At 70.4% G+C, this 15,922-nt stretch carries 11 protein-coding genes; 7 read left to right on the top strand and 4 right to left on the bottom strand.

Annotation, left to right across the window (positions count from 1 at the left end; translation table 11 throughout):
- Nucleotides 1-84 precede the first annotated feature (84 nt).
- Nucleotides 85-2,142: a phospholipid carrier-dependent glycosyltransferase gene (locus tag ACYVJH_RS09135; protein WP_460454343.1), complete on the top strand. Its 2,058-nt coding sequence runs from the start codon at nt 85-87 to the stop codon at nt 2,140-2,142.
- Here the strand turns inward: ACYVJH_RS09135 and ACYVJH_RS09130 are convergent, their stop codons facing one another.
- Nucleotides 2,143-5,196: an efflux RND transporter permease subunit gene (locus ACYVJH_RS09130; protein ID WP_460454342.1), complete on the bottom strand. Its 3,054-nt coding sequence runs from the start codon at nt 5,194-5,196 to the stop codon at nt 2,143-2,145.
- Between the two features lie 5 nt (nt 5,197-5,201).
- The gene (locus ACYVJH_RS09125; RefSeq protein WP_460454341.1) at nt 5,202-6,281 is read right to left on the bottom strand and encodes an efflux RND transporter periplasmic adaptor subunit; all 1,080 of its coding nucleotides are present in this window, start codon (nt 6,279-6,281) and stop codon (nt 5,202-5,204) included.
- A gap of 127 nt (nt 6,282-6,408) precedes the next feature.
- Between ACYVJH_RS09125 and ACYVJH_RS09120 the strand changes: the two genes are divergently transcribed.
- Both ACYVJH_RS09120 and glnE read left to right on the top strand, forming a co-directional pair.
- Complete coding sequence (locus ACYVJH_RS09120; protein WP_460454340.1) at nt 6,409-7,617, top strand: magnesium transporter; 1,209 nt, start codon at nt 6,409-6,411, stop codon at nt 7,615-7,617.
- Nucleotides 7,618-7,874: 257 nt separating this feature from the next.
- Nucleotides 7,875-10,664: a bifunctional [glutamate--ammonia ligase]-adenylyl-L-tyrosine phosphorylase/[glutamate--ammonia-ligase] adenylyltransferase gene (glnE, locus tag ACYVJH_RS09115; RefSeq protein ID WP_460454339.1), complete on the top strand. Its 2,790-nt coding sequence runs from the start codon at nt 7,875-7,877 to the stop codon at nt 10,662-10,664.
- A gap of 18 nt (nt 10,665-10,682) precedes the next feature.
- Here glnE and ACYVJH_RS09110 read toward each other — a convergent pair whose 3' ends face one another.
- Complete coding sequence (locus ACYVJH_RS09110; RefSeq protein ID WP_460454338.1) at nt 10,683-11,636, bottom strand: mitochondrial fission ELM1 family protein; 954 nt, start codon at nt 11,634-11,636, stop codon at nt 10,683-10,685.
- A gap of 58 nt (nt 11,637-11,694) precedes the next feature.
- On the bottom strand, nt 11,695-12,498 hold the full coding sequence (locus ACYVJH_RS09105; protein WP_460454337.1) for a hypothetical protein: 804 nt from the start codon (nt 12,496-12,498) through the stop codon (nt 11,695-11,697).
- 210 nt (nt 12,499-12,708) lie between these two features.
- Here ACYVJH_RS09105 and ACYVJH_RS09100 point away from each other — a divergent pair, with 210 nt between their 5' ends.
- The 4 genes from ACYVJH_RS09100 to ACYVJH_RS09085 are packed head-to-tail and all read left to right on the top strand — an operon-like array spanning nt 12,709 to nt 15,920.
- Nucleotides 12,709-13,284, top strand: a complete 576-nt coding sequence (locus tag ACYVJH_RS09100) for a YceI family protein (protein ID WP_460454336.1) — start codon at nt 12,709-12,711, stop codon at nt 13,282-13,284.
- Nucleotides 13,285-13,341: 57 nt separating this feature from the next.
- On the top strand, nt 13,342-13,545 hold the full coding sequence (locus tag ACYVJH_RS09095) for a zinc-finger domain-containing protein (RefSeq protein WP_460454335.1): 204 nt from the start codon (nt 13,342-13,344) through the stop codon (nt 13,543-13,545).
- Nucleotides 13,546-13,567: 22 nt separating this feature from the next.
- Nucleotides 13,568-14,680: a glycosyltransferase gene (locus ACYVJH_RS09090; RefSeq protein ID WP_460454334.1), complete on the top strand. Its 1,113-nt coding sequence runs from the start codon at nt 13,568-13,570 to the stop codon at nt 14,678-14,680.
- The gene (locus ACYVJH_RS09085) at nt 14,658-15,920 is read left to right on the top strand and encodes an O-antigen ligase family protein (protein ID WP_460454333.1); all 1,263 of its coding nucleotides are present in this window, start codon (nt 14,658-14,660) and stop codon (nt 15,918-15,920) included. Before ACYVJH_RS09090 ends, ACYVJH_RS09085 begins: the two co-directional genes overlap by 23 nt.
- Nucleotides 15,921-15,922: the final 2 nt, after the last annotated feature.

The following is a 15,922-nucleotide window of genomic DNA, read 5'->3' as shown; positions in this document are numbered from 1 at the left end:
CCCGGGCGACGGGAGCGCCAGGTGCCATGGCCGGTCCCGGCTCCGGATTACGGTTTCAACGTCAGTCTTCCGGGAAGCCTGGCCATGCATGCCTCTTCACAGCCCGTCCGCGTCCGGGGCCTGGCCCTGTTGCTGCTTCTTGTCGGCCTGGCGGTCCTGCGCTCGCACGTCGGAACGCAGCGCGACGGCTTCACCATCGACGAACCCTGGCACGTCGTTGCAGGCGTCTCCTACCTGAGGACGGGGGACTTCCGGCTCAATCCCGAACATCCGCCGCTGGTGAAGCTGGTGGCGGGAGCGGCCCAGGACCGCGACTTCGTGCTGCCGCCGCTGCCACCGCTGGCCGAAAAGTCGCAGGAGCGCGAATGGGTCGAGGACGTGACCTTCCTGCAGAACGATGCCGCCGCCGTGCAACAGGCGTCGCGCCTGGCCCTGTGGACCTTCCATGGCGGGCTGCTCCTGGCCCTGGGCCTGATGCTGTGGCGCGCGCTCGGCCTGGCCTGGGCGAGCGGAACGCTGGCCTTCCTTGCCATCGAACCCAGCGTGGCCGCGCACCTGCCGGTGGTGATGACCGACCTGCCTCTGGCCCTGGGCCTTGTCGTGGCGGCCGTGGCCGCTGGCTTGATGCTCGAGGGCTGGCGATGGCGCTGGGTGCTGGTGACCGGCCTGGCCCTGGGCCTGGTGCTGGCCACCAAGCACTCCGCGCTGGCCGGCCTGGCCGGCCTGGCCCTGGTCGTGGCCGCCGGAGCGGTCGCGGGATGGCGGCAGGGCCGGCTGCGGGAAGTGGTGCGTCGCCTGGGCAAGGCCGCGGCGGCGGGCGCGCTGGCGCTGGCGGTGCTGTGGACCACGTACGGCTTCCAGTTCCACGCTGGTCCGGACGGGCAGGACCGCTTCAACCGCGCGATGGCGGACAAGGTCGCCGACCTGCATATCCCGCATTGGCGGGCAGGCATCCGTTTCGCGGACGAATGGCGACTGTTGCCACGCGCCTATCTCTGGGGCCTCGCGGACACCGTGCGTGCGGGCGTCGAGGGCCGGGGCCAGGCCACGCATTTCGTCTGGGGCGTCACCCACAAGGGCGCGCCGCCCTGGTTCACCTGGCCCAGCATCATCGTGTCCAAGGTGCCGCTGGCCTTGATGGCCATGGCGCTGGCGGGACTCGCCCTGCTTCCCTGGGCCGGCCAGGGCCGCGCCGGACGCTGGACGTTGCTGGCGGCGCTGGGCGTGGGCGCCCTGCACCTGGCGGCCCTCATGTCCGGCCAGGGGACCTATGGCGGCGTGCGCCATGCACTGCCGATCGTCGTATTGCTCGCCCTGCCGGCGGGCGCCGTGGTGTCCGCGGCCTGGTCCCGGCGGACGGCGCTGCGCATGGCGGCCGTCGCGCCCCTGCTGCTGGCCGGGGTGATGACGGCCAGGGAGCCAAGGCTGTGGGAATACCACAACGCGCTTGCCGGCGGCACGGCCAACGCCTACCGGAACTTCGGCAACGAGGGCCTGGACCTGGGCCAGCGCTGGCCGGAGATCCATCGCTTCTACCAGAAGACCATCGCTCCGGAGGGCGCGGTGTTCTATTCCTCGTATGGGTTCATGGAGGCGCAGGCCCGCGCGACGAAGGCCAACTACCGCCGCAAGGTCGAGGACATCCGGGACGACAACTTCGCCGGCATCTACGAGGGCTACTTCATCTACAACATGGCCGACACCCTCCCGTGGCCCGACTACGGCTGGAATCCGGAACGGGAGTTGCGTGGCCTGACGCCGGTCAAGCGGCTTGGCAACGCCATCATCTACCGCGGTCGCCAGGAAAGCCCCTTGGCACGCGCCGGGAACGTGTACTTCCTGTTGATGCAGCACCTGTATGTCAAGGGCGGCGGCGACGATGAGGTCGTCGCACGACGCCTGCAGGAGGTCCTGGATGTCATGCCATACCACGCTGGCGCCGCCATCGAGTTGGGCAACGCGCGGCTGCGCCTGGGCGATCCTGACGGCGCGCTGGCAGCTTACTCGACGCCGCTTGGGCAATCCGCGCTCCCGCCCGAGCCCCTGATAAAGGCGCAGCTGGAAGCGCGCGTGGCCGAGCTCAAGGACCCGGCGGTGGCATGGCAGAATTTGCCGCCCCTGCGCAACCCTTCGATGGAATGATCAGGCCGCCTTCGCCTTGCGCGTGAACCGCCGGGTGAAGGTCTCCATGGCCGCGAACGCGGCCGGGATCACCACCAGGCTGAGCAGGGTCGAGGTGGCCAGGCCACCGATGACGGCGATCGCCATCGGCTGGCGGAAGGCGGCATCGGCGCCCAGGCCAAGCGCGATCGGGGTCATGCCGGCGGTCATCGCGATGGTGGTCATGATCACCGGGCGCGCACGCTTGCGGCAGGCGTCCACCAGGGCGTCGTGCATGTTCATGCCCTTCTCGTCCTCGGCGATCACCGCGTAGTCCACCAGCAGGATCGAGTTCTTGGTGGCGATGCCGATCAGCATCAGCAGGCCGATCAGCGCAGGCAGCGACAGCAGCGTGCCGGTCAGCATCATCGCGCCAAAGGCGCCGCCGGCCGACAGCGGCACCGCCATCAGGATGATCAGCGGATGGCTGGCGTGGTTGAACAGCAGCAACAGCACCGCGTAGACGCAGAACAGGCCGGCGCCCATGGCCAGGGCGAAGCCGACGAACAGTTCGACGAAAATTTCCGAGTCGCCGGTGTTCTGGATCTGCACGCCCGGCGGCAGCCGCTGCAGCGAGGGCAGCTTCTCGACTTCCGCCATCACCTCGCCCAGCGGGCGGCCGTTGAGTTCGGCGGTGAAGGTGATGTTGCGCTGGCGGCCGAAACGATTGACCTGCGAAGGCCCGCTGCCCCGGCGGATGTCGGCCACGGCCGCCAGCGGCACCGTGCCACCCTTGGCGCTTGGGACGCGCAGCAGGGTCAGCAGGTCCTGGTCGGACAGGTTTTCTTCGGCCAGGCGCACGCGGATCGGGACCTGGCGGTCGGGCAGGTTGAGCTTGGCCAGGCGCTGGCGGAAGTCGCCGCTGGTGGCGATGCGCGCGGCTTCGGCGATGTCCGCGGTGGACACGCCCAGGTCGGCGGCACGGCGGGCGTCGGGCACGATCACCAGCTCCGGGCGCAGCAGCGAGGCGGTGGAGCTGACGGTGCCAAGGCCCTGCAGCGAACGCAGGTCGCGTTCGAATTCACCGGCGGCGCGATAGAGACGCTCCGGGTCGTCGCCGCTGAGCACCAGCATCAGCTGTTCGCCCGGTTCGCTGCTCAGGAAGCGCTGGCGCACGCCCGGCAGCGCGGTCAGCCGTTCGCGCACCTCGCGTTCGAGTTCCTTCTGCGACCGGTCGCGGTCGCCCTCGGGCCCCCAGTCCAGCACCATCGTGACCTTGCGGACTTCGCTGAATCCGCTCACCGCCGGGTCGCCCAGGTCGAGCACGCCGCCGACGGTGGCGTAGACCTGGCGCAGCTCGGGGATGTCGCTGATCAGGGCGCGGGCGCGCTCGCTCATTTCGGCGGTCTGGTCCAGGCGGGCGCCGGGTGGCAGTTCCAGGCTCAGGTTGCTGCGACCCAGGTCGGAGCCGGGGATGAAGGTGGCCGGGATGAAGGGCAGCAGCGCCAGCGAGCCGATGAACATCAGCAGCGCCAGGCCCAGGGTCTTGAAGCGGTTCGCCAGCGCCCACTCCACCAGGCGCAGGTAGCGCGCCATCAGTTTCGATTCTTTCTCGACGTGCGGCTTGGCCTTGAGCTGGTAGGCCGCCATCATCGGCGTCAGCAGGCGGGCGACCATCAGCGAGAAGATCACCGCCGTCGCCGCGGTCCAGCCGAACTCCAGGAAGAACTTGCCGGCGATGCCGGGCATGAAGGCCACCGGGATGAACACCGCGGCCAGCGTCGCCGAGGTGGCGATGACGGCAAGGCCGATTTCGTCGGCGGCTTCGGTGGCGGCCTGCTTGGGCGGTTTGCCCATGGCCAGGTGACGGTCGATGTTCTCGACCTCGACGATGGCGTCGTCAACCAGGATGCCGACCACCACCGCCAGCGCCAGCAGCGTGATCATGTTCAGGCTGAAACCCAGCAGCCAGATCACGCCGAAGGTGGGGATGATCGACAGCGGCAGCGCCAGCGCCGAAATCCAGGTCGCGCGCCAGTCGCGCAGGAAGAACCACACCACCAGCACCGCCAGCGCCGCGCCTTCCCAGAGCATGTGCATGGACGACGTGAACGAGGCGCGCACTTCGTCGATGGCCGTGCTGACGAGCTTGAACTGGACGCGCGGGTGTTCGGCTTCGAGTTGCCGGATGGCCGCTTCGACGCCTTCGCCGACGTCGATTTCGCTCGAGCCCACGGTGCGGCTGATGCCGAAGCTCACCACCGGCTGGCCGTCGATCAGCGCCAGCTGCCGGCGCTCGGCGTGGCCATCGGTGACCGTGGCCAGGGCCACCAGCGGCACCTGGCTGCCGTCGGGCAGCACGATCGGGAACTGTTCGAGCATCTGCGCGCTGTCCACCGTGCCGACCGCACGGATGGCCTGTTCGCTGCTGCCCTGGGTGGCCCGGCCGCCGGAGCGCTCGAGCTGGGAACGCGCCAGCTGGCCCGACACGTCGCCGGCGGTGATGCCGTAGGCGGCCAGCACGCCGGGGCGCAGGTCCACCTGCACTTCGCGGTCGATGCCGCCGCTGCGCACGACGGTGCCGACGCCGCGCACCGAGAACATTTTCTTGGTGACTTCGTTGTCGACGAACCAGCTCAGCTCGTCCTCGCCCAGGCTGTCCGAGGCCACCGCGTAGGTGACCAGGGTGCCGCCGACGATTTCAATCTTGGCGACCACCGGGTCTTCGATGTCGGCCGGCAGGTCGGCGCGGATGCGCGCCACGGCGTCGCGCACTTCGTCCAGGGCGGTGCTGAGGTCCTTGCCGATGCGGAACTCGACGAACGTCGTCGAGGAACCTTCGGTGACCGTGCTGACCAGCTTGTTGATGTCGGCGAGGCTGGCCACCGAGTCCTCGACCTTGCGGGTGACCTCGGTTTCGAGCTGGCTCGGCGTGGCGCCCGGCAGCGCCACGGTGACCGTGATGCCCGGGTAGGACACGTCGGGGAAACGCGACACCGCCAGCTGCTGGAAGCCGAACAGGCCGACCATCGTCAGCAGGATGAACAGCAGGATCGCCGGCAGCGGCCGGTTGATGGACCAGGCGGAGAAGTTCATTCGGCTCAGCCCTCGCTGGCCGCGACCACGCGCACCAGGTCACCGTCGGCCAGGAAGCCGGCGCCTTCGACGACCACGCGCTCATCGCCGTCCAGGCCTTCGCGGATTTCGACCACGTTTCCGCTGCGGGCGCCCAACTCGACCCGGCGCTGGGCGACGACGTCTCCTTCGCCAAGCACGAACAGGTAGCGGTAGCCGTCGCGCTCGACGATGGCGGCGGCGGGCACGGTGCGCACTTCGCGCTCGGCCAGGAGGATCTCGCCCGGCGCGTACATGCCGGCGCGCAGGCCGCCCGGGGAGGGCAGGTCGGCGTACACCGTGCCGGTGCGGCTACGGCTGTCCAGGCCCGGTGAAATCGTGCGCACCGTGCCCTCGACCGGCTGGCCATCGGGCGCCTGCAGGCGCACGGGCATGCCTTCCTCGACCTGCACCAGGGCGGCTTCGGGCAGCTCGGCACGCCATTCCAGGCGCTGGTCGCGGATAAGCCGCAGCAGTTCGGCGCCGGCGCTGATCACCTGGCCGGGCTGCACGTTACGTGCCGAAATGACGCCATCGTGCGGCGCGCGCAGCGTGGCGAAAGCCAGGCGCAGGCGGGCGTTTTCGACCTGGGACCGGGCGGTATCGCGCTGGGCCTTGGCGGTGAGTTCGCCGGCGATCAGCTGGTCGGCTTCGCTGGCGGCGACCAGCTGCTCGCGCTTGAGCATCTCGCCACGGCGGGCGTTGGCGCTGGCGACGGTGAGGTTGGCTTCGGCCTGGGCCAGGGCGGCCTGGGCCTGGCGCAGCTCCATGGCCAGGGTGCGGGTGTCGAGCTGCAGAAGGGGCTGGCCTTGGCTCACCTGGTCGCCGACTTCCACGTCCACCGAAGCCACGCGCTGGCCGGAGAGTTCGACGCCCAGAACCACTTCTTCCCAGGCGGCGATCGATCCCGAGGCGGCGATGCGGCGGGGCAGGGTCTGCATGGCCGGTTCGGCGACGCTGACGCTGAGCGACGGAGTGGCGGGTGGGGCGGTTTGGTCGGCACCGCAGGCGGCGAGCAGCAGGCCGCACGAAATCGCGAGCAGGGCTCGCAGGTCAAACGCCGTCATTGGATTCTTCGCCGTGGGGGTGCGAGAACGCGATTGTCCCAGAACTGCCAGGGCCGCGCATGGCCGGGCTGGTGTCCGTTCGGCTACGCTTAAGCCGTTTTCAGACGATTACACCCGGGAGAAATGCGTGAGCCCACCGACAGCGGCGCCGGACCAGGTGCTGGCCAAGCGCATTGCCGCGCTCGATACCGAATCGGCGATCAAGCGCCTGCGTGGCATCGACGCGCCGGACGTGGCGCAGTTGCTGGCCAGCCTGCCACCGGCGCGGGCCAACGACCTGCTCGCCGCGATGCCGGTGGGCGAGCGCACGGCAGTCATGGCCGCGGCCCCGGCGGGCACCGACTGGACGGACAGCCAGCGTTATCCGGAAGGCTCCGTGGGCCGGCTCATCGAGGACCCGCCGGCGGTGTTCCAGGCCGGTACCCGGGTCAGCGAGGCCATCGACGCCCTGCGGGACGTGGTGAAAAAGCGCCTTGTCACTTACCTGTGGGTGGTTGACGGCGACCAGCGCCTGGTCGGCGTGGTGGCCTTCCGCGACCTGCTCTACGCCGACCGCGGGCGTCCGCTGGACGAGATCATGATCCGCTCGCCGTTCTGCCTGCGTCCGGGCCAGGACCTGGTGGACGCCATGCGCGAGGTCGTGACGCGCCACTACCCGGTGTACCCGGTGTGCGAAGACGACGGCCACCTCGTTGGCCAGGTGCGTGGCCAGGTGCTGTTCGAACAGCAGGCTTTCGAGATCTCGGCCCAGGCCGGCTCCATGGTCGGCGTCGAGAAGGAAGAGCGCCTGGCGACGCCGCTGTGGCGCGCCTTCAAATTCCGCAATCCCTGGCTGCTGGTGAACCTGCTGACGGTGTTCGTGGCGGCGGCGGTGGTTGGCTTCTTCGAGGACACCATCAACCGGGTGGTGGTGCTGGCGGTGTTCCTGCCGGTGCTTGGTGGCCAGAGCGGAAACCTGGGTGCGCAGTCGATGGCGGTGATGCTGCGCGGCATGACCCTTGGCGAGCTCAAGGCCACGCGCATCGCGGGCATCGTCACCAAGGAAGGCGTGCTGGGCCTGATCAACGGCGCGGTGACCGGCGCGATCGCCGGCGCGGCGATGTACTGGGTGGTGGCCCGCAACGATGGCCCGGATGCGCTTGCTCTGGGCCTGATCACGCTGGCGGCGATGTCCCTGAGCTGCATGGTCGCGGGCCTGGCCGGGTCGACCATCCCCCTGGCGCTCAAGCGAATGGGCGCCGACCCGGCGACCGCCTCGAGCATCTTCCTCACGACACTGACCGACGTGGTCAGCATGGGCTCGTTCCTGGCCCTGGTGACCTGGCTGGTTCTCTGAACCAGGAACCGATGTTGCACTGCAACGTGCAACATTCCCGCCCCCACGCGAGGATGCTTGCGCTTCCGACGTGGGGGAGGGAGCTGAAAGCCCGCAGCTGCTCAAGCGCTGCGGGCTTTCTTTTTTCTTCCAGCGCATCCTCATCGAATCAAGCCGGAGGCTGGTGGCGCGGCATGCCGCCTGATCGCGCCATCGGGCGGGTGTTTCCGGCATCGACGCGCCAGGTCTGCCGGGGGGCGAACCCGTAGAATCGCGCAATGGCCGTCTCCAACTCCCTGGACAATGCAACGGATGCCCTGGTCGAGCGCGCCCTGGCGCGGCTTGCCGAACGCGCGCCGGTAGCCGCGGAGCCGGCGCGACGCCAGGCGCTGGCGAAGCTGGCGATCGCCAGCGACTTCGCGATCGATACGCTGGTGCGGCAGCCGAGCCTGCTCGAGACGCTGGACGAGCCCCTGGTCACCGTACCCGACCTGGGCGCCGACGCGGCGGCCGACTGGCCGTCGCTGCTGCGGCGCTGGCGGGCGCGGCAGTCCACGCGGCTGGTGTGGCGCGATGTCATGGGCCGGGACGACGTCGACGCCACGCTCGCAGGTGCCAGCCGCATCGCCGACCAGGCGCTGCAGGCCGCCGTGCAGGCGCTGGTTGGTCCGCTCGAGCAGGCCCACGGCCTGGTGCGCAATGAAGACGGCCAGGTGCAGTCGATGGTCGTTTTCGGGCTGGGCAAGCTGGGCGGGCACGAACTGAACTTCAGCTCCGACGTCGACCTGGTCTTCGCCTTTCCCGAACACGGCGTTTCCGATGGCCCGCGGCCGCTGGAGGCCGAGGCGTGGTTCACCCGCCTCGGGCAGCGCCTGGCGCAGCTGCTGGGCGACGTCACCGGCGACGGCTTCTGCCACCGCGTCGACCTGCGCCTGCGCCCCTTTGGCGCCAGCGGCCGCCTGGCCCTGAGCTTCGGCGCGATGGAGCAGTACTACCAGCGCGAAGGCCGCGACTGGGAGCGTTATGCCTGGATCAAGGCCCGCCCCGTGGCCGGCGACCTGGCCGCCGGCCAGCGCCTGCTCGATACGCTGCGGCCCTTCGTCTACCGGCGTTACCTGGACTACAGCGCGCTCGACGGCCTGCGCGAGATGAAGGCACTGATCAGCGCCGAGGTGCAGCGCCGCGAACTGGCCGAGGACCTCAAGCTCGGCCCCGGCGGCATCCGTGAAGTCGAGTTCCTGGTGCAGGCGCTGCAGCTGATCAGGGCCGGGCGTGAGCCGGGACTGCGCGGCCGGTCATTGCTGCCGGTGCTGGCTGCGTTGGCCGATGCCGGCCACGTCAAAGCCGCCACTGCCGAACGCCTGGCCACTGCCTACCGCTACCTGCGCCGGCTGGAGAACCGCGTGCAGATGCTGGCCGACCAGCAGGTGCACGCCCTGCCCGACGACCCGCTGCTGCGCCATCGCATCGCCCGCGGCCTGGGTCATCCGGGCGAAGGTGAACTGCTGGCCGAGCTGGACGGCCACCGGTCCGTGGTGGCTGAAGAATTTTCCGGCCTGCTCGAAGCGCGGCGTCGGCGCAAGGCGCCGGTCAGCTCGCTGGTGCAGTACTGGCGTGCGCTGCCCGACGGCGGCGATCCGGCCGTGCTGGCCGACGCCGGCTTCGAAAACGCCGACGTCCAGGACGCCCACCTGCGCGACTTCGCGCGCACGCCGGCGGTGCGCTCCCTGTCCACGCGTGGCCGCCAGCGCCTGGACAACGTGCTGCCGGAGCTGCTGGCCGCCGCCGCGCGTTCGCAGGCACCCGACGCCGCCCTGCCGCGTGGCCTGGCCCTGCTGCAGGCCGTGACCCGCCGCACCAGCTACCTGGCGCTGCTGGACGAGCAGCCGGCGGCGCTGGCGCGCCTGGTCGACGTGACCGCACGCAGTGCATTGCTGTCCGAACGCCTGGCCGCGCACCCGCTGCTGCTCGATGAATTGCTCGACACCCGCGCCGCCGGTCCGGTGCCCGACGACGGTGAAATCGCCGATCTCGTCGCCGACACCGCATCGCGCCTGCCGCCGGGTGATATCGAGGCGGGCTTGAACGCGCTCAACGAAATGCGCCAGGCCATCGGCTTCCGCGTGGCGCTGGCGACCATGGGCCTGCGCCTGCCGCCGGTGCAGTCGGCGTCGCGCCTGGCCACGCTGGCCGAGTCCTTGCTGGCGGTGCTGCTGCGCCTGGCCGAGGACGACCTGGCGCGCCAGCATGGCCGCGTGCCCGATGCCGGCCTGGCCGTGCTCGGTTACGGCAGCCTCGGCGGGAGGGAGCTGGGCTTTGGCTCCGATCTCGACCTGGTGTTCCTGCACGACGCACCGCCCGACGCCACGTCGGACGGCGACCGGCCGCTCGATGCCAACCGCTATTTCGGGCGCCTCGCCCAGCGCCTGGTCAGCCTGCTCGGTACCGTCACCGGCGCCGGCAAACTCTACGAAGTGGACGTGCGCCTGCGCCCCGACGGCGCCCAGGGCATGCTGGTTTCAAGCCTCGACAGCTTCGCCGACTACCAGCGCCAGCGCGCCTGGACCTGGGAGCGGCAGGCGCTGGTGCGCGCCCGGCCCATCGCCGGGGCGCCGGCGGTGCGTGCTGCCTTCGATCGCATCCGCCGCGAAACCCTGTGCGCGTCGCGCGATCCGGACACCCTGCGCGAGGACGTGCTGAAAATGCGCCGGCGCATGCGCACCGAACTGGACCGCGGCAATGCGGCCCGCTTCGACCTCAAGCAGGGCGAAGGCGGCCTGGTGGATCTGGAGTTCCTGCTGCAGGCGCTGGTGCTGCTGCACGCCGGCGAACATCCTGCCCTGTGCGAACCGCGGGATACCCCGGGACTGCTTGGCGCCGTCGACGCCGCCGGCCTGCTGCCCCCCGGCAGCCTGCAACCGCTGCTCGACGCCCACGCGCTCATGGTGGACATGGGCCTGGACTGCACCCTTGACCAGCGTCCACGCCTGGTTCCGCCCGACGACGCCCTTGAAAGCGCACGCACCGCCGTCCGGGACGCGTGCGCCGCGTGTGGGTTTGTTTTCTAGCCGGGCTAAAGCCGGTATTTAGAACCCAAGCCGGTCGCGCACCAGCGCGGCCACGCGCGGTGTTTCGCGAAGCGGCTCGACCGCGTGGTCTTCGGGCAGCTTGCCCAGGGGCCGGATGCGTCCGCGCGCCAGCATGGCGTCCAGATAACGCCTGACACGGCCGCTGGCACGCTGCGGTTCGGGTACGTAGACCGGGCAGGCGGTGGCGCAGGCTTCGGACACCATGTTCACCGAGTCGGGGCTGACCACGATCCGGTCGGCCCAGGCCAGGGCGCCGCCGTAGGGATTCTCGCCGTCGCTGGCGTCGAACCAGCGAAGACCCGGCACGTCGGCCCAATACGTGCGCGCCAGCGTCGCCAGCTTGGCCGGCGTTCGGCGCGAGCCGATCACCAGCAGGCTGCCGCCGTCCATGGCCAGCCAGTGCTCGAGCTTGGCGGCCATCACCTCGAAGGCGCCGCGGTCGAAGCGCACCGCCGGCGTGGGCCCGCCCAGCAGCACCACGGTGCGCGGGCCGGGCAGGTCGCCCAGCGCGGGGAAGTCGCGGCGGCCCTGTGCCAGCCAGGCTTCGTCCACGGGATTGAGGCTGCCGCACAGGGTTATCACATTGGCGCCGCCGCGGCCGTCGTGTTCGGGGGCGATCACCAGGTCCCAGAAAGTGGTCGGTATCCGCGGATGCAGCACCTGCACGACGCGCGCGCCGCGTTCGCGCAATAGCCGGGTGGCCAGGGCGGCGCGGCGGCCGGCGCCGATGGCCACGGACGGTGGCGAGGCCAGGCCGGCGAGGAAGTCGGGTCCAAACGCCTTCTCCGCGCCGGGCAGCCGCCGCGGCGCCAGCCAGCTCCAGGGAGCGGCGGCGTCCAGGCAGACTTCCCGCCCGCCCGGCGATAGCGCCTGCGCCAGCGCCAGCGCCTGCCGGCGGTGGCCGGCGGCGCCGTCGTGCAGGGTCCAGCAGCTGAAGGAATGGCCAGGCATCGTGCAAGCCTAGCCGGAACGATGGCGGCACCGCGAGGCCGCGGTGCCGCCGGGTGGGTCAGTCGCCGGCGAAGCGCGTGCCGAAGTTGATGTTGGCGGCATCCACCATGCGTGCGTTGCCGCGGATGGACAGGGTGATGGTGATGGGCTTCTTGAAGAAGTCCCTGGCCTGCGCTTCGGTCAGGCCGTAGGCATTGACCAGCGACCGCCTGCTGACCAGGCCGCCAATGCACATCCGGGTGAAGGTGAACTGCTCGACGTTGTATTCGCCCGGGTCGATGGACCCCGAAACATTGATCGCGCCCAGCGGCAGTTCGATGGCGCCGTTGTAGGGCGTGCCGGTGTTGGGGTCGCTGAGTCCGTCGAGCACTTCGCTTTCGATCCGGTATACGGGATACGCCTGGAACCGGTACTGCTCGCGCGCCGCGGTGAAGTTGGCGAAGCCCACCGACGCGATCGGCGTCTGCCAGTGGCACAGCAGCGAGTGGGTGCTCTTGCCGGGCAAGGTGATCGTCGCCAGGTCGGGCGCGCCGAAACTGGTGAGGTCCGGCTCCGGATTGAGCGCGATGCAGCGCGGGTCGGGCGGTTCGCCGGGGATCGTGCAGTCGGCCTGCAGGTAGACGTACCCCGAGAGCAGCCCCAGCCAGCGCACGTTGCGGCCGAAACTGTCGGCATCACCCACTTCGGCCGCGGTGGGCGCGGCCAGGGGGGCGACGGGACCGGCCAGGCGGGCCGCCTTGATCGCGGCGCGGCCGGCGGCCCGGGTGTCTTCCACGGCCGGCGAGCGGAAGCGGTCGTCGGCCAGGACGGGCGAGGTCGCCAGCGAGCTGGCCAGGGCCAGGAACAGGATGCAAGCTTTCATGCAGTGTCTCCTTGGTGGTCCCGCGCCCGGACGGGCGTCGGGGAGGCGGGCACGGGGGCGCCCGGGTCTCTCCCTGTCTTCACGGGACAAGGTGGGTCCGGGGGGTCAGGCACTGCCAGAAATGAAACGATACGTTCACATGGCAGGGCTGCGTTGCGATGGCGTGGCCAATAAGCTGACCCACCTCTTGCCACCCCCTGGAGATCCCGCATGAAGCTCAATCACTTTGCCCTGGCCGGCCTGCTCGCCCTGGCCAGCCTGCCGGCCCTGGCCGCCGATGCCTACGGCATCGACCCCACCCACACCCAGGTCGAGTTCACCTACAGCCACTTCGGCTTCTCGAACATCACCGGCCGCTTCGACAAGGTCGAGTCCGAATTCGCCTTCGACGCCGCCGACCCGACCCAGTCCAGCGTCAAGGTCACCATCCCGGTGGACAGCATCAGCACCGGCGTGGAAAAGCTCGACGCGCACCTCACGAGCGCCGACTTCTTCGACGCCGCCCAGTACCCGACGGCCACCTTCACCAGCACCGGCGTCACCGTCGCCGGCGAAGGCAAGCTGGCCGTGGCCGGCGACCTCACCATCCACGGCGTCACCCGGCCGGTGGTCATGGACGTCACCATCAACAAGGTCGGCGAGCACCCGATGACCAAGAAGCCAGCCGCCGGCTTCGATGCCAGCTTCGACATCAAGCGCAGCGAATTCGGCGTCGGCGGCTATGCCCCGGCCGTCAGCGACGACGTGCGCATCGAGATCACGGTCGAGGCCCAGAAGGCCGGCTGAAACGCTTCCGGGGTCCGGGCATGTAAAATGCAGCCCGGACCCCGAAGGACCTTCCCCATGTCGCGTACCGACACCGCCACTGCCCGCGGCCAGGCCAACGCCGAACGCCGTTACGAGGTTCAGCTGGCCGACCTGCCGCTGTCCTGCCCGACGCCGGCCATGGCGCTGTGGAACTCGCATCCGCGGGTTTACCTGCCGGTCGAGGCCACGGGTGAAGCCACCTGCCCGTACTGCGGCGCCCACTTCGTCCTCAAGGGCTGAGGCCCGGGCGGGTTTCCCGGCCGTGCGCCGCCTGACCGTCGTCCAGCTACTGCCGGCGCTGCACAGCGGCGGCGTTGAACGGTCCACCCTCGAAATCGCCGCCGCGCTGGTCGCGGCCGGGCACCGCAGCATCGTCATTTCCGCCGGCGGGCGCCTGGTCGGATCGCTGCTGGCGAGCGGCAGCGAACACATCGAACTTCCCGTCGGCCGCAAGTCGCTGCTGGCCGCGCCCGGCACCCTGCGTCGCCTTCGCGCCGAGCTGGCGCGCCTGCAGCCCGACATCGTGCACGCGCGCTCGCGATTGCCGGCCTGGCTGGCCTGGTTCGCCCTGCGCGGCGTGCCGGCACCGAAGCCCCGGTTCGTAACGACCGTGCATGGGCTGAATTCGCCCGGCCGCTACAGCGGCATCATGCGTCGCGGCGAACGCGTGGTCTGCGTCTCCGACACCGTGCGCGATCACGTGCTGGCATGCTGGCCGGACACCGATACCAGCCGCCTTCGCGTGATCCCGCGCGGCATCGACCCGGCGCAGTTCCCGCGTGGCCACCAGGCCCCGGAAAGCTGGCGCATCGCTTTTGCCAGGGAATTCCCGGCGCTGCAGGACGGCCGCCTGCTGCTCATGCCCGGCCGCGGCACCCGCCTGAAGGGCCACGCCGACGCCATCGCGCTGCTGGCCCGCCTGCGCGAGGCCGGCGAGGACGCGCGCCTGTGGTTGCTGGGCACCCGCGAGCCGGGCCGCGAGGCCTACGTCGCCGAACTTGAATCCCTGGCCCGCGAACGCGGCGTGTTCGGGCAACTGGTCATCAGTCCGCCGCGCCACGACGTGGTCGACGCTTACGCCGTCGCCGACCTGGTGCTGCAGCTTTCGAACAAGCCCGAAGCCTTCGGCCGCACCGTCGTCGAAGCGCTGTCGGTCGGCCGCCCAGTGCTGGGTTGGGACCACGGCGGCGTCGGTGAACTGCTGCGCGCGCTGTACCCGTCGGGCGCCGTGCGCTGGCGCGACCACGCCGCGCTGGCTGAAACCGCACGCGCCATGTTGTCCGGGCCGCCACCGATGCCGGTTACCATGCCCTACACCCTGGCCGCGATGCAGTCGGCCACGCTGGAGACATATGCAGGCCTCGTCCACGACTGAAAGCCGACTGCGCTGGGCCCCCTGGTGGGTGCTGGCGTCGGTGGCCCTGTGGCCCTTGCCCGGGCCGGCGGAAGCCGTGCTTTCGCTGGGTGCGCTGGCGGCGCTGGCGGTGCTGGCGGTGCAGCGCTTCCGCGGCGGCATGGCCCTGCTCAGCCACGAGGCCTGGGCGCTCACGACGGTATTGTTCCTCAGCTACTGGCTGCCCGAGTTGCTGTCCTCGCCCGACGCGAACAACGCACGGCGCGCGGTGCGTGAATCCCTGCTCGACCTGCGCTACCTGCCTTTCCTTTGGCTCGTTGCCATCGCGGTGGCCAATGATCGCGGGCGCCGGCTTACCTTCACCGGCATCGCCGTCATCTGTGGCTTCTGGCTGCTCGACGCCCTGGTGCAGGCCGCCACCGGCTGGAGCCTCGGTGGTCCGGCCACGGCCGACCGGCTCAGCGGCGTATTCGGTGCCGGCAACCTGAAGCTGGGCCTGGTGCTGGCCAGCCTGGCGCCGTTCCCGCTGATCGCCGCGGCCGAACGTTTCGGCCTGCGCGGCTGGCTGCTGGTCGCCATGGTCTTGGTGGCCGTGGTGCTGCTGGCGGGCGCACGTGCATCCTGGCTCACGCTGGCGCTGGCCCTGCTGGCCAGTGCCTGGCTGCAGTTCCGCAACCGCCGCGCGATCCTGACGCTGGTGGCCGGGGCGGCGGTGATGCTGGTGCTGGCGACGGCCTTCTCGGACAAGCTGCAGGAGCGCGTGCAGCGCACGGGCGCCATGCTCGACGGCAGCTCCGAAGGCGTCGACCATGCGCTCTCGGGTCGATTGCCGATCTGGCGTACCGCCGTCAACATGGCCATCGCGCATCCGGTGAACGGCGTCGGCGTGCGCGGCTTCCGCGACGCCTATGCGGACTATGCCGATGACGCCGACCCCTGGCTCGACGATCCCGACCATGGCGCCGGATACCACGCCCACCAGATCGTGCTGGAAGTGCTTAGCGAAACCGGCCTGGTCGGCGCCTTCTTCTGGCTGGGCGGCGCGGCGTTGGCCTGGCGAGCCTGGCGCTTCGCCAGCCCCGAGGCGCGGCGCCGGGCGCGGGCCCCGGGCCTGGCGCTGGCGGTGACGGTGTTCCCGCTCAATACCCACCTGGCGTTTTATTCGACCTTCTGGGGTGGGCTGACGCTGCTGTTGGCGGCGCTCTATGCCGGCAGCCTGCTGGCGGACAAACCACGCGGCGACGCCGCCGACGGGGCCTGACG

The organism is Arenimonas aestuarii, assembly GCF_054781715.1.
The sequence above is the reverse complement of the archived record's forward strand: the minus strand, read 5'-3'. Positions and strand labels throughout refer to the sequence as shown.